The 12132-nt window shown below is 62.9% G+C and carries 16 protein-coding genes; 11 read left to right on the forward strand and 5 right to left on the reverse strand.

What is annotated here, in order from left to right:
- Positions 1-2 precede the first annotated feature (2 nt).
- The gene (locus ACP7EG_RS25695) at positions 3-383 is read right to left on the reverse strand and encodes a hypothetical protein (protein ID WP_426089945.1); all 381 of its coding nucleotides are present in this window, start codon (positions 381-383) and stop codon (positions 3-5) included.
- 96 nt (positions 384-479) lie between these two features.
- On the opposite strand from ACP7EG_RS25695, the gene ACP7EG_RS25700 reads away from it, so the two are divergent.
- Both ACP7EG_RS25700 and ACP7EG_RS25705 read left to right on the forward strand, forming a co-directional pair.
- Positions 480-881, forward strand: coding sequence for a GFA family protein (locus tag ACP7EG_RS25700; protein WP_426089946.1), 402 nt, complete (start codon positions 480-482; stop codon positions 879-881).
- Positions 882-992: 111 nt separating this feature from the next.
- On the forward strand, positions 993-1241 hold the full coding sequence (locus ACP7EG_RS25705; protein ID WP_010398340.1) for a DUF3297 family protein: 249 nt from the start codon (positions 993-995) through the stop codon (positions 1239-1241).
- A 64-nt stretch (positions 1242-1305) separates the two neighbouring features.
- Here ACP7EG_RS25705 and ACP7EG_RS25710 read toward each other — a convergent pair whose 3' ends face one another.
- From ACP7EG_RS25710 to ACP7EG_RS25725, 4 genes are all read right to left on the reverse strand, one after another.
- Entirely contained in the window at positions 1306-1965 is a 660-nt protein-coding gene (locus ACP7EG_RS25710) for a hypothetical protein (protein WP_426089947.1), read from the reverse strand.
- Positions 1962-2816, reverse strand: coding sequence for a hypothetical protein (locus tag ACP7EG_RS25715; RefSeq protein ID WP_426089948.1), 855 nt, complete (start codon positions 2814-2816; stop codon positions 1962-1964). Before ACP7EG_RS25715 ends, ACP7EG_RS25710 begins: the two co-directional genes overlap by 4 nt.
- 81 nt (positions 2817-2897) lie before the next feature.
- Positions 2898-3716 (reverse strand): glutaminyl-peptide cyclotransferase, encoded by an 819-nt coding sequence (locus ACP7EG_RS25720; RefSeq protein WP_426089949.1) that lies wholly within the window; start codon positions 3714-3716, stop codon positions 2898-2900.
- A gap of 25 nt (positions 3717-3741) precedes the next feature.
- The gene (locus ACP7EG_RS25725) at positions 3742-4650 is read right to left on the reverse strand and encodes a LysR substrate-binding domain-containing protein (RefSeq protein ID WP_426089950.1); all 909 of its coding nucleotides are present in this window, start codon (positions 4648-4650) and stop codon (positions 3742-3744) included.
- Between the two features lie 103 nt (positions 4651-4753).
- Here ACP7EG_RS25725 and ACP7EG_RS25730 point away from each other — a divergent pair, with 103 nt between their 5' ends.
- The 9 genes from ACP7EG_RS25730 to ACP7EG_RS25770 all read left to right on the forward strand — a co-directional run bounded on the left by ACP7EG_RS25730 (position 4754) and on the right by ACP7EG_RS25770 (position 12103).
- A complete protein-coding gene (locus ACP7EG_RS25730; protein WP_426089951.1) occupies positions 4754-5212 on the forward strand; it encodes a CidA/LrgA family protein in 459 nt (152 codons plus the stop codon).
- Positions 5209-5898, forward strand: coding sequence for an LrgB family protein (locus ACP7EG_RS25735; protein ID WP_096235499.1), 690 nt, complete (start codon positions 5209-5211; stop codon positions 5896-5898). Before ACP7EG_RS25730 ends, ACP7EG_RS25735 begins: the two co-directional genes overlap by 4 nt.
- Before the next feature lie 66 nt (positions 5899-5964).
- Complete coding sequence (mnmH, locus tag ACP7EG_RS25740) at positions 5965-7044, forward strand: tRNA 2-selenouridine(34) synthase MnmH (RefSeq protein WP_426089952.1); 1080 nt, start codon at positions 5965-5967, stop codon at positions 7042-7044.
- Between the two features lie 104 nt (positions 7045-7148).
- Complete coding sequence (gene selD / locus ACP7EG_RS25745; protein ID WP_426089953.1) at positions 7149-8213, forward strand: selenide, water dikinase SelD; 1065 nt, start codon at positions 7149-7151, stop codon at positions 8211-8213.
- A gap of 26 nt (positions 8214-8239) precedes the next feature.
- Complete coding sequence (locus ACP7EG_RS25750; protein WP_099764586.1) at positions 8240-9109, forward strand: putative selenate ABC transporter substrate-binding protein; 870 nt, start codon at positions 8240-8242, stop codon at positions 9107-9109.
- Positions 9110-9277: 168 nt separating this feature from the next.
- Positions 9278-10090, forward strand: a complete 813-nt coding sequence (locus ACP7EG_RS25755; RefSeq protein WP_426089954.1) for a phosphonate ABC transporter ATP-binding protein — start codon at positions 9278-9280, stop codon at positions 10088-10090.
- Positions 10084-10914 (forward strand): PhnE/PtxC family ABC transporter permease, encoded by an 831-nt coding sequence (locus ACP7EG_RS25760; protein WP_426089955.1) that lies wholly within the window; start codon positions 10084-10086, stop codon positions 10912-10914. Before ACP7EG_RS25755 ends, ACP7EG_RS25760 begins: the two co-directional genes overlap by 7 nt.
- Entirely contained in the window at positions 10911-11711 is an 801-nt protein-coding gene (phnE, locus tag ACP7EG_RS25765) for a phosphonate ABC transporter, permease protein PhnE (RefSeq protein WP_426089956.1), read from the forward strand. The genes ACP7EG_RS25760 and phnE overlap by 4 nt, the downstream gene beginning before the upstream one ends.
- A 26-nt stretch (positions 11712-11737) precedes the next feature.
- A complete protein-coding gene (locus tag ACP7EG_RS25770) occupies positions 11738-12103 on the forward strand; it encodes a hypothetical protein (protein ID WP_426089957.1) in 366 nt (121 codons plus the stop codon).
- Positions 12104-12132: the final 29 nt, after the last annotated feature.

Raw genomic sequence — 12132 nt, forward strand, 5'->3', positions numbered from 1 at the left:
CCTCAGGATCCGATGTATTGATAATGCAGGCGCAGCGCGCCATCGTGGCCGGACATTGCCAGGTGCAAGATCGCTTCGCCCGGCTTGCCATCGGCCAGCAACAGGCATTCCAGACCCAGCGGCCCGCAATCGGTGGCATACACATCGACGGCGGGACGGCCACCCTTGCCCGCCACAAAGGCCTCGGCCAGCGGCGCCAGGGACAGCGCCTGGTTCGTCGCAAAATAGCTGTCGAGCATTTCGATGATCTCGTCGGCCACGCCCGGCGACAGCGACCAGTCGCGTTGCAGCGCAAGCGGATCGCGCAGGTCGAGCGTGTGCACGAAGGCCGCCGCCTGTGCATAGGCCTGTTGCCGCAGGCTGTCGGTCATGCGCATTTCCATGCTGCGACTCCTCTCTCTTGAACAGGCGCCATTATAGTGCGCCTCGCCATGCCGGCAGTTGCATGACAGTACGGCAACCCTGTAAAGTGGGCCACGATGAAAAAAACCTACCATGGCAGTTGCCACTGCGGCGCCGTGCGCTTCGCGGCCGAGATCGACCTGGCGGCGCCCAGCCTGCGCTGCAATTGTTCCTATTGCCTGAAAATCCGCTGCTGGGCCAGCCTGGTGCCGCCCACGGCTTTCCGCCTGCTGGCCGGTGAAACGGACTTGAGCGAGTATCGTTTCGGCGCCGGCCGCGAGCGCCATTATTTTTGCCGCCATTGCGGCGTGCGCCCATTTGGTCGCGGCGATTCTGCGCGCAGCGGGCCGTTTGTCGGCATCGGCGTGAATTGCCTCGACGATGCGTCGGTGGCCGAGCTGGCCCAGGTGCCCGTCACCTTTGTCGATGGCTGGCATGACGCGTGGGACACGCCGCCGCAGGAAACGCGGCATCTGTAAGGCAAGAAGGACGGCAGGGAAAGGAGATACGGGGGGCACCATGTCGCGGGCGGCCAGATAAGCATGCGCTCCCCGTTGTCTGGATCGGCATTCTGGGCGATAATTACGCCCATGAACGATACCACCACCTTACCCCCATTGCCCGATCGCCTGTCGATCGACCCTAGCAGCCCTTACCACGTTGCAGCCGTGTTCGAGAACGACGTCGGCATCCGCTTCAACGACAAGGAACGCCTTGACGTGGAAGAATATTGCATCAGCGAACGCTGGATCAAGGTTGCTTCCACCAAGTCGCTGGATCGCCGCGGCCGTCCGCTGCAGATCAAGCTGAAGGGCAAAGTCGAGGCATTTTACCGCTAAGTAACGCCTACAGCTGTCATCGAGGCCGATATTCATCGGCCTTTTTTACGTCTGCAGATATTGCTCAGCCTGCCGATCCAGCGGCCGGCGGCGGCTGGTAGGCGCAAAAACCGGGCCACTGGTCGCGGCTGTCGCACACTTTCAGGCAGCCCTTGTTATCCTTGAAGGTGGCGACGACCTTGATGGGGAAGCCATATTTGGGCGTACTGGCCAGGAAGGCGGACGGGCAGCTTTGCTCGTTGCTGAAGCGGAAAGTGATCTCTTCGCGGCGGCCCTTGCGCTCAAAGCTCAGCATGAAGGTTTCATTGCTGTTCCATTGCGCCTTGCCCGGCACGCGGAAGCGGTAGCGCGGGTTGCCCGGCTGCTGGCCTTCAAGTTTCTGGCCGAAGACGCGGCTGCTGGCCGTGGCCGTCTCGACCTTGGCGACCGGATACACCACGGCAAACATGTAGGTGCCGGCAAAACCCTGGTCGAAACCGAGGCCCTTCTGGTAGAACGGCACGACGATGTGCGGTGCGCCCGCGTATTCCACGGTATTGCGTGCCGTCACGCGCGACGTCAGCTTGTCATCGGGCACTTGCCCGAAGACCACATCCAGTTCCAGCAACGCTTGTTGCTTGTCGATATCCTGTGCCAGATAATCCTTGGGGAACATTTCGCCGTGCACGCAACCGGCCAGCAGGGATGCGGCGCAGCAGCCGGCGAGGAGTTTGGGTAGTGTCATGGCTGTTTTCCCTCTGGCGGCGTTGAACTGAGGCCCAGCCCCGTCACTTGCAAGCCATTCTTGCCTTGTTTCCATTGAAATTGCTGGCCGAACCAGGCCAGTTCCAACTCGCGCCGGATACGGTTCGAATCCGTGCGGCCCTGGCGCGCCTTGATGGCGGCGCCCGCCTGTTCGGAAGCGGCCTCCGACAACGGTTTCAGCCACCGTTGATAGGTATCGGGCGGCAAGGCCAGGACCCCGGCCACGCCGTCGTCGCGCGTGGCGACGATGACCTGCAACTTGGTCAGTTTCCTGGCGAGATAGGCGCCGCGCCGCCCGTCGGGCGAGACGGAGACCAGCATGGCGGGCGCGTAATCGCCCGTGACGGTGTCCGGCATGTCAAACCACAGCAGCTCGCCCGTGCCCGTATCGAGCGCGCGGCCGTCGCGGGGAAACAGCAGCACCTCACTGCGGCCCGGCTGCGGCACGCCCCATTCGGGGTCGCGTTCCGTGCGCACCATGCTGTCGCGCTGCATGGGACTGATGGGGCGCATCAGCGGTTCGCCATTTTGCACGCCGATGAGGATGGTACCCTGCCCCGTATAGCCCTTGGTAAACGCCAGCAGCATGGGCTGGCCCTCGCGCGTGGCTTTGAGGGGCCGCACTTCCACCACTTCGCGCGCGCCGCCAGGCCAATAGCCATGCTTGCGAAAAGTCAAGGTAACGAGCGGGTCGTGGCGGTCACGCGTGACGACAAAGTCGCCGTATTGCTGCATCACCGGCACGTAGGGTGTTTGCGCCTGCGCGGCAGGCCAGATGGCGGCAAACACGCTGGCGGCGGCCGCCAGGCGGCGTAAAGATAGGGACAGCATGGCATCCTGTAAAGGTCGCAAGGTGCGAAGGAGGCATATCATAGACGATTCCCCGCTAGCAACACTGTCCGATAGCCAACATCAACGGCGCTGGATTTCGATCAGTTCGATCTCGAACAGCTTGGGCCACAGCTTGCCCGTGACAAACAAGCGCTTGCCCCGCGCATCCCATGCAATGCCGTTGAGCACGGCATCGGGATTGGCCGTGCCCCGCTGTTCCGGCGGCAGCAAGCCCGTCAGGTCGATCCAGCCCACGACCTTGCCGCTGGCCGGGTCAATGCGGGCGATCGCGTCCGCGCCCCACACATTGGCGAACAGCTCGCCGTTGACCATTTCCAGTTCATTCAGGCGGTCGATGGGGCGGCCTTCCGCCTTCACCTCGAAGCGGCGCACCTCGGCCAGGGTTTTCGGATTGAGCACGCGGATGGCAGAAGTGCCGTCGCTCATGTAGACAAATTTAGCATCGCTGGCCAGGCCCCAGCCTTCACCCTGGTAACTGAAGGTGCGTTTCAATTTGAAGGTTTTCTGGTCGAACACATAACCGGTCTGCGCCATCCACGTCAGGCCAAGGATCTCATCGCCCACGTCCGTGATGCCTTCGCCGAACACTTTTTTGTCGAGCATGCTTTTCTGCAGCACCTTGCCCGTCGTCAATTCCACCTTGCGCAAGGAGGACTGGCCATTCTGGCCCGTGCTTTCATACAGGTGGCCATCCTTGAACAGCAAGCCCTGGGTGAAAGCCTGGGGATCGTGCGGATAGGTATTCTTGACGAAATAGCCATACACGGGAATGGCGGCCTGGGCATAGCCCATTTCGCTCATCAGGCCCACGGTGCATAGCAATCCCAGCAGCAGCGAGCCGGCGGTGCGTTTCAGTCTGGTTTTACCTGTGTTCTTCATATGCTTGGCGGTGGTTGACGAGCGCCTATTGTAAACGTGCCGCGTCCGCCATGTGCGCCCTGACGAGGTCCAGCCAGGCGCGCGCAGCGAACGACAGCCGCCCGCCACGGCGCCAGGCCAGCATCAGATTCCATTCCACGGGAGGACCATCGAGGGGAATCACGGCAAACTGCGCTTGATCCAGCGTGTCGCAATACATCTTTGGCAGCAGGCAGATGCCCACGCCCAGCCGCACCAGTGAGGCGATGAAATCCCACTGGCCGCTGCGGCCTGTGATGCGCGGCGCGAAACCGGCCCGCTGGCAGGCATCCTGCACAATGTCGTTGAGGGCAAACGCGGCGCCATAGAAGATAAAGGGACTGTCGGCCAGCTCGGCCAGGGCCACGGAAGCGCGCCCCTGCCATGGCGAGCCGGGCGCGGCCAGCAGGCACAGTGGAGAGCGCACGAGGGGCAAGGCCTCGAAATCCTGCCAGGTGGCCGCATTGCCCGGGTAGTCGAGCATGGTGCCCAGTTCCACCGTGCCGGTGCGCAAGTCCCGTTCGATCGCCTGCGTGCCGCTTTCATACATTTTCAGTTCGATACCCGGATAGCGCTGGTGGTATTCGGCCAGCCACGGCGCCAGCGTGGAATGCGTCTGCGGCGACACGCCGACGCGCAGTTCTCCCCGCTCAAGGTGTTGCAGGTCGCGCAACTCCACCTTCAGTTCCGCGTGCAGGGCCAGCAGCTCATGCGCGCGCGACAGCACCACCTTGCCCGCGTCCGTCAAAGTAAAACGCTTGCCGGCGCGGTCCAGCAAGGCCAGGTCCAGCGACTGTTCCAATTGCTGGATCATCTTGCTGACGGTGGGCTGCGTCACGTGCAGCCTGGCGGCGGCGCGCGTAAAGCTGGCTTGCTCGACCACTTCGACGAAGTAGCGCAGGGAGCGGATATCCATAATACATTCCAATATCGAATGATAATCATGAGTTTAAGTCATTTTATCTTTTGATGTGGGGTCACTACAATGAAACCTTCCCCCAGCCGTTTGAAAGCCTGCCGTGAAAGCCTTGCACTGTTCCACCGCCGCCCTGCCCTCCATCCCCGTCTGGCGCCAGCCCGCGCAGACCGCATGGCAAGTAGGCATCCTGATTGCCGCCTGGTGGCTGGCCGACGAGGCCGCTTCCGCCCTGCACTTGCCGTTTTCCGGCGGCGTCGTGGGCCTGTTCGTGCTGGTGGCCCTGCTGCTGTCGGGCTGGATGCGTCCCGCCGCCATCGAATTGGGCGCGAACTGGCTGCTGGCCAACATGCTGCTGTTCTTCATTCCGCTGGTGGTGTCCGTGGTGCAATTTACACAACTATTGAAATCGCAAGGTCTGATGCTGTTCGTCAATATCGGCCTCGGTTTTGCCAGCGTGATGCTGGCCACGGCGTTGACGGTGGAATGGGTGTGCCGTTATGAACGCAAGTTGCGTCTGAATAAGCTGCTGCGCCAGCGCGCAGCCAGGGCGCAAGCATGAGCACCCTGGTCCTGTCGTTGCTGTTTTTGCTGCTGACCCTGGTGCTGTTCTATGCCAACCAGGCGCTGCACCGCCGCCATCCGCATTTTTTGTTGACGCCCGCCATCTGCACCTCGGCGATATTGATCATCATCGTGCAGGCCACCTCGACGCCGTTCGCCACGTATTTCGGCGAAACGCGCTGGCTGCCGTGGCTGCTGGGGCCGGCCACCATCGCCTTCGCGCTGCCCATCTTCCAGGAGCGCAAGCTGATCCGCAAGCACTGGCTGGCCTTGTCGCTGGGCAGCTGCGCCGGCATCGTCGCCTCCGTGGCCGCCACCCTGCTGCTGGACCGGGTATTTGGCGTGCACGGCGACATGGCGCGCAGCCTGCTGGCGCGGTCCGTCTCGACGCCGTTCGCGCTGGAAGCGTCGCGCCACATGGGCGGCTCGGCCCAGCTGACGGGGATTTTTGTGGTGATGACGGGCCTGTTCGGCTTGATGCTGGGCAAACCGTTATTAAAACTGCTGCCCTTGCGCATGCGCATCGCCCGTGGCGCCCCGTATGGCGCGGCCGCGCACGGCTTCGGCTTGTCCGTGGCGCGCCGGGTCGGCACGGAAGAAGGCGCCGTGGCCAGCCTGACGATGATTTTTTCGGGCATCGTGACAGTCCTGCTGGCGCCGCTGCTGGGGCATCTACTGGGCTAAACCGCCACACCGGCGGCGTATATCGGGGATAATACGTCTTTCCCCATTTCAAGCAGCAGCGCCACGATGAAATACCCTGCAGTCCTGCCTTTCAGCGACATCCTGCCCCGCTTGAGCGAGTTCGATGCCATCATCGACGTGCGCAGCCCGTCCGAGTTCGCGGAAGACCACTTGCCGGGCGCCATCAACCTGCCCGTGCTGGACGACGAGCAGCGCGTGCGCGTGGGTACCCTGTACAAGCAGACCAGCGCCTTCGAGGCAAAAAAACTGGGCGCGGCACTGATCGCGAAAAATATCGCGCGGCATATCGAAGAGGGTTTCCTCGCTCACCCGCACGATTGGAAGCCCCTCGTTTACTGCTGGCGCGGCGGCAACCGCAGCGGCGCCATGGTGCACATCCTGGCGCGCATCGGCTGGCCTGTAGTGCAGCTCAATGGCGGCTACAAGGAATACCGGCGCCATGTGAATGCCGAGCTGGCCACCCTGCCCGAACGCTTCGACTTCATCAACGTGCTGTGCGGCCCCACGGGCAGCGGCAAGAGCCGCCTGCTGCAAGTGCTGGACCGCCAAGGCGCGCAAGTGATCGACCTGGAAGACCTGGCGGCCCACCGCGGCTCCGTGCTGGGCGGCTTGCCGGACGCGCACCAGCCCTCGCAAAAGGCGTTTGAAAGCGCGCTGTGGCAGCAGTTGCGCCATTTCGACCCGCAACTGCCCGTCTTCATCGAGTCCGAAAGCAAGAAAGTGGGCCGGCTGCGCGTGCCCGACGCGCTGATGGAAAAGATGCGCGCGGCCGCCTGCACGGACGTGCGGCTGGCCATTGGGGAGCGCGTGCAATTGCTGATGCAAGACTATGCGCATTTCGTCGGCGACCCGGCGCGCCTGAACGTGCAGCTGGCCCTGTTGACGCAGCTGCATGGCAAGGAGAAAATTGCCCACTGGCAGCAACTGGCGACCTCGGGCCACATGGCCGAGCTGGTGGAAGAGTTGCTGGTGCAGCATTACGACCCCGTCTACCGGCAATCGATCGCCCGCAACTTCAGCCGCTACGCCCAGGCGACGCCGCTGGTCTTGCCCGATATTTCAGAACATGCCTTTGAGCAAGCCGCGCGCGCATTATGTGCTATCGTCGGAGACGGAAAGCAATGAACCCAAAGACAGAATACCGGGGTCGGACCCTGAGGGTCCGACCCCAGATTTTGCGTCTGGGGTAAAAATGATCATAGCAGTACACAACATCAGCAGGAACTCCCATGTCAGATAGCGCAGTAACACCAAATACCCCCATCCGATTGACCGAATTTGCCCATGGCGGCGGCTGCGGCTGCAAAATTGCGCCCGGCGTGCTGGCCGACATTTTAAAGGGCAGCGGCGGCTTTCCCTTGCCCAAAGAATTGCTGGTCGGCATAGAAACCTCGGATGACGCGGCCGTCTACCAGCTCAACGACGAGCAGGCGCTGATCGCCACCACGGATTTCTTCATGCCCATCGTCGACGACCCGTTCGATTTTGGCCGCATCGCCGCCACCAACGCCATTTCCGACGTGTACGCCATGGGCGGCACGCCCATCATGGCGCTGGCCCTGGTGGGCATGCCGATCAACAAGCTGCCGGTGGAAACCATCGGCCTCATCTTGAAAGGCGGCGAAACCATTTGCGCCCAGGCCGGCATCCCCATCGCGGGCGGCCACACCATCGATTCCGTCGAACCGATCTATGGCCTGGTGGTGCTGGGCCTGGTGCACCCTTCGCAAGTGAAACGCAACGCGGGCGCACGCGCCGGCGACAAATTGGTATTGGGCAAACCGATCGGCGTGGGCATCCTGTCGGCCGCGCTGAAAAAGAATGCACTGGACGCGGATGGCTACGCGTCCCTGATCGATAACACCACCAAATTGAATACCCCGGGCAAGAAACTGGCCCTGCTCGATGGCGTGCATGCGCTGACGGACGTGACGGGCTTCGGCTTGCTGGGCCACACCCTGGAACTGGCGCGCGGCGCCAAGTTGCAGGCGCGCATCAATATGGCTGACGTGCCGCTGCTGCCGCAAGTGCAGCAACTGGCGCAAAACGGCAACATCACGGGTGCTTCCGGCCGCAACTGGCAGGGATATGGCGCGCAAGTGGCGCTGGCAGACAGCCTGAGCGCCATCGACAAGGCGATTTTGACGGACCCGCAAACGGCCGGCCCCCTGCTGGTGGCCTGCGCGCCGGAAGCCGTCGAGCAGGTGCTGGCGATTTTCCGCGCCGAAGGCTTTGGCGACGCCGTCGTCATCGGCGAGATGCAGGATGGCAGTACCGGGGTTTCCGTATATTAATGAACAATTTTTTCAAAGGCACTCCCATGATCACGTTCTCCAACAAATTCCCCGCCATCCTGGCCACCGTCGCCGCCACCCTGGCCATCCACAGCGGCCTGGCGCAGGCACAGCAAGTGTTGCGCGTGTCCGCCATCCCGGACGAAGCGCCGACGGAATTGCAGCGCAAATTCAAACCGCTGGGCAGTTACCTGGAAAAGAAGCTGGGCATGAAGGTGGAATTTACGCCCGTCACCGACTACGCGGCGTCCGTGGAAGGCTTGATCAATAACAAGCTCGACATGGTCTGGTTCGGCGGTTTTACCTTCGTGCAAGCCAATGTGCGCAGCGGCGGCAAGATCGTGCCGCTGGTGCAGCGCGAGGAAGACACGAAGTTCCGCTCCGTGTTCGTCACCACCAGCAAGGACATCAATCAATTGTCCGACCTGAAGGGCAAGAATTTCACGTTCGGTTCGGAATCGTCGACCTCCGGCCACTTGATGCCACGCTACTACTTGCTGGCTGCCAAGATCAATCCTGACACGGACATGAAGCGCATCGCGTTTTCCGGCGCACATGACGCCACCGTGGCGGCAGTGGCCGGCGGCAAGGTCGATGCGGGCACCTTGAATATCTCCGTGTGGGAAAAACTGGTGGAAGCGAAAAAGGTCGATCCCAGCAAGGTGCGCGTGTTCTACACGACGCCTGGCTACTATGATTACAACTGGAGCGTGCGCGCCGACATGAACCCCGTCGTGCGCAAGAAGCTGACGGACGCCTTCCTGGCGCTGGACCCTTCCACACCGGAAGGCAAGGAAATCCTCGACCTGCAGCGCGCCACGAAGTTCATCCCGACCAAGGCCGAGAACTACAAGGATATCGAAGCGGCTGCGCGCGATGCGAAGCTGTTGAAGTAATTTACGCCGACGCGCTTCACCGTAGGTCGGATTAGCGGCAAAGCCGCGTAATCCGACACAGCCAATGTATCCAACAATGTTGTCGGATTACGGCCTCCGGCCTAATCCGACCTACGTTGCCCTTGCATGGCGTAATCCGACACCACCCCAAAAAAACCGAAACATCGCATGACATTCCAACTTCACAAGGTCAGCGTCCACCACGCGGGCGCCGCCGGCAATGCGCTGGCCCTGCGCGAACTGGACCTGGACGTGGCGCAAGGTGAACAGATCGCCCTGATCGGCCCTTCCGGCGCCGGCAAGACCAGCCTGCTGCATACGCTGGCCTGCGCCCTGCGCCCGGAATCGGGCACATTCAGCGTCCTCGGCACTTCGCCGTGGCAGCTCGGCAGCGCCGAACGCCACGCCTTGCGCGCGCGCCTGTTCCTGGCGCCGCAAACGCCGCCGCTGCCGCCTCGCCAGCGCGTCGTCAACGCCGTGCTGGCGGGCCGCTTGCCGCAATGGAGCTTGTGGACGGCGATGCGTTCCCTGCTGGCACCCGTCGACCCGCGCGCCGCGTGGGAAGCCCTGGGTAAATTCAACCTGCAGGACAAACTGTATGCGCGCGTCGACCGCCTGTCCGGCGGCGAACGCCAGCGCTGCGGCATGGCGCGCGCACTGGTATCGAATGCGCAAGCGTTCCTCGTCGACGAACCGCTGTCCGCGCTCGACCCCACACTCGCTTTGCAGACGATCCATGTGCTGCAAGCGGAAGCGACGGCGCGCAACGCCACCCTGATCTGCAGCCTGCATCAGGTGGAAATCGCGCGCGCCTGCTTTACGCGCATCGTCGCCTTGCGCGATGGCAAGATCGTCTTCGACTTGCCTGGTGCCGAGGTCAGCGACGCCATGATAGAGCAGCTGTACCGCAACAAGGCCGATCCGGCGCCAGAATTCGCGCCGGTGGCCATCGATCTCAACGCGGCGAGGCCCCGTTGCTGAAGGTCTCCGCCCTGCCGCGCGACCCCGCCTGGCGCGGCCGCCTGACCGGCGCTGCCATCGTGCTGCTGGTGCTGTGGCCGATGCTGGTGCAGGCCGAATTCAAGCCATGGATTTTATTCGATGCACAAAGCCTGGCCGCCACCTGGCAATTCCTTGCCAGCTTCGTGCCGCCCGCCCACTCGCTGGAATTTCTGCAACTGGTGGCCATTTCCAGCTGGGAAACCATCGCCATGGCCACGGCCGGCATGGCGCTGGCCATGCTGGGGGCCATACCGCTGACTTTATTGGTGACGGAGCGTTTGTCGATTTCGCGCATCGGTTCTGGCCAGGTGTCGCCGCTGGCTGCCGCCGTGCGCCACGCCGTGCGCGCGCTGCTGGTGCTGCTGCGCAGCGTGCCGGAACTGGTGTGGGCCTTGTTATTGGTGCGCATAGTCGGCCTGGGACCGACGGCCGGCGTGATCGCCATCGCCCTGACCTATTGCGGCATGCTGGGCAAGGTGTATGCGGAAATCCTCGAATCGTCGGATGCGTCCGCCTGTAACGCCTTATTGAATAATGGCAGCGGCCGCTTGAAAGCATTGCTGTACGGCGCCTTGCCCGAATCGGCTGCCGAGCTGGTGTCATATACGATTTACCGCTGGGAGTGCGCAATCCGTGGCTCCGTCGTCATGGGTTTTGTCGGTGCGGGCGGCCTGGGCCAGCGCATGGATGAATCGATGAAGATGATGGCCGGCAATGAACTGGCCACCATGCTGATGGTGTTCGTGCTGCTGGTGGCGGGCGCCGATGCGGTCTCGGCCATGCTGCGCCGGAGGCTGGCATGAAGGGCGACACCTCCATGCTGCCGGTTTCCCCTCCCGTGCGCTGGTCCACCTGGGTCTTGCTGGCCAGCTTGCTGCTGCTGGTCATCGCCAGCTTCGCCACCCTGCCCTTGAAATGGGGCGAGTTCTTCAGCGCCGACGCCGTGCGCACCAGCGCCGATTTCCTGCACGGTTTTGCCCCGCCGGAACTGGCGCCCGCGTTTCTCACCAAGGTCGGCATCGCCACCTTTGAAACCTTGGCCATGTCGGCCATCGGCACGGTGATCGCCGCTTTCCTGGGTGCGTTGCTGGCCCTGCCCGCCAGCGGCCGTTTCGGCAAGCTGGCGCGCAACGCCACGCGCGCTATCCTGAACGTGCTGCGCTCGATCCCCGAGCTGGTGTGGGCCTCGATTTTGCTGATCGCCGCCGGCCTTGGCCCGTTTGCGGGCACCCTGGCGCTGGCCCTGCATACGGTAGGCGTGCTGGGCCGTCTGTTTGCCGATGCGTTTGAAAATTGCCTGCCCCTGCCCGCCGCCACCTTGCGCATCAACGGCGCCCGGCCGGCCGTAGCCTTTTTGTACGCGACCTTGCCGCAATGCGGGCCGCAGATGATGTCGTATACGCTGTACCGCTGGGAAAACAATATCCGCGCCGCCGCCATCCTCGGCGTGGTCGGTGCGGGCGGCCTGGGGCAGATGCTGAAATACCATCTGTCGCTGTTCCAGATGCAGAATGCCGCCACCGTCATCGTCGCCATGCTGCTGATGGTGGCCGCCGTCGATGGCCTCAGCTATGTGCTGCGCCGTGCCATGACCCGCTGATTTTTCACTTTTTACAAGGAATACCCATGTCAGGCTGGTGGACCATTATCTCGACAGAAACACCGGAACAGATGGCCGACCTGGCCAAGGTCAACAAGGACGCCATCCTGGCCAACTGGGATGCGGGCTTGGGCGGCCTGGGCTGGATCACGCAACTGTGTGAACAAGGCAAGGCGACCCAGCTGAGCTGCAACGGCTTTCCGAACCGCTACACGGTACGGGCGTCGGACCTGACGCCCCTCCTGGCCAGCGGCATCGCCGAGGCGCAGGAAGGCGTTTTTCAGGAAGACAGCCCCGCCGGCTGGCCCGGCAGCATCACGCTGCACCGGGAGCGCATCGCCGCTTGCACACCCGGGCAGGTATTGACGGTCGAGGTGTGGGACCAGTCCTGAGCGGAAAACCTGAGTCGGCCGGCAGCGCT

This window comes from Janthinobacterium sp. PSPC1-1 (assembly GCF_049897625.1).
Taxonomy (GTDB): Bacteria; Pseudomonadota; Gammaproteobacteria; order Burkholderiales; family Burkholderiaceae_D; genus Janthinobacterium; species Janthinobacterium tructae.

Coding starts and splice junctions, on each gene's coding strand:
- ACP7EG_RS25695 (WP_426089945.1), bottom strand. CDS start 383: ATGGAAATGCGCATGACCGACAGCCTGCGGCAACAGGCCTATGCACAG.
- ACP7EG_RS25700 (WP_426089946.1), top strand. CDS start 480: ATGAAAAAAACCTACCATGGCAGTTGCCACTGCGGCGCCGTGCGCTTC.
- ACP7EG_RS25705 (WP_010398340.1), top strand. CDS start 993: ATGAACGATACCACCACCTTACCCCCATTGCCCGATCGCCTGTCGATC.
- ACP7EG_RS25710 (WP_426089947.1), bottom strand. CDS start 1,965: ATGACACTACCCAAACTCCTCGCCGGCTGCTGCGCCGCATCCCTGCTG.
- ACP7EG_RS25715 (WP_426089948.1), bottom strand. CDS start 2,816: ATGCTGTCCCTATCTTTACGCCGCCTGGCGGCCGCCGCCAGCGTGTTT.
- ACP7EG_RS25720 (WP_426089949.1), bottom strand. CDS start 3,716: ATGAAGAACACAGGTAAAACCAGACTGAAACGCACCGCCGGCTCGCTG.
- ACP7EG_RS25725 (WP_426089950.1), bottom strand. CDS start 4,650: ATGGATATCCGCTCCCTGCGCTACTTCGTCGAAGTGGTCGAGCAAGCC.
- ACP7EG_RS25735 (WP_096235499.1), top strand. CDS start 5,209: ATGAGCACCCTGGTCCTGTCGTTGCTGTTTTTGCTGCTGACCCTGGTG.
- mnmH (WP_426089952.1), top strand. CDS start 5,965: ATGAAATACCCTGCAGTCCTGCCTTTCAGCGACATCCTGCCCCGCTTG.
- selD (WP_426089953.1), top strand. CDS start 7,149: ATGTCAGATAGCGCAGTAACACCAAATACCCCCATCCGATTGACCGAA.
- ACP7EG_RS25750 (WP_099764586.1), top strand. CDS start 8,240: ATGATCACGTTCTCCAACAAATTCCCCGCCATCCTGGCCACCGTCGCC.
- ACP7EG_RS25755 (WP_426089954.1), top strand. CDS start 9,278: ATGACATTCCAACTTCACAAGGTCAGCGTCCACCACGCGGGCGCCGCC.
- phnE (WP_426089956.1), top strand. CDS start 10,911: ATGAAGGGCGACACCTCCATGCTGCCGGTTTCCCCTCCCGTGCGCTGG.
- ACP7EG_RS25770 (WP_426089957.1), top strand. CDS start 11,738: ATGTCAGGCTGGTGGACCATTATCTCGACAGAAACACCGGAACAGATG.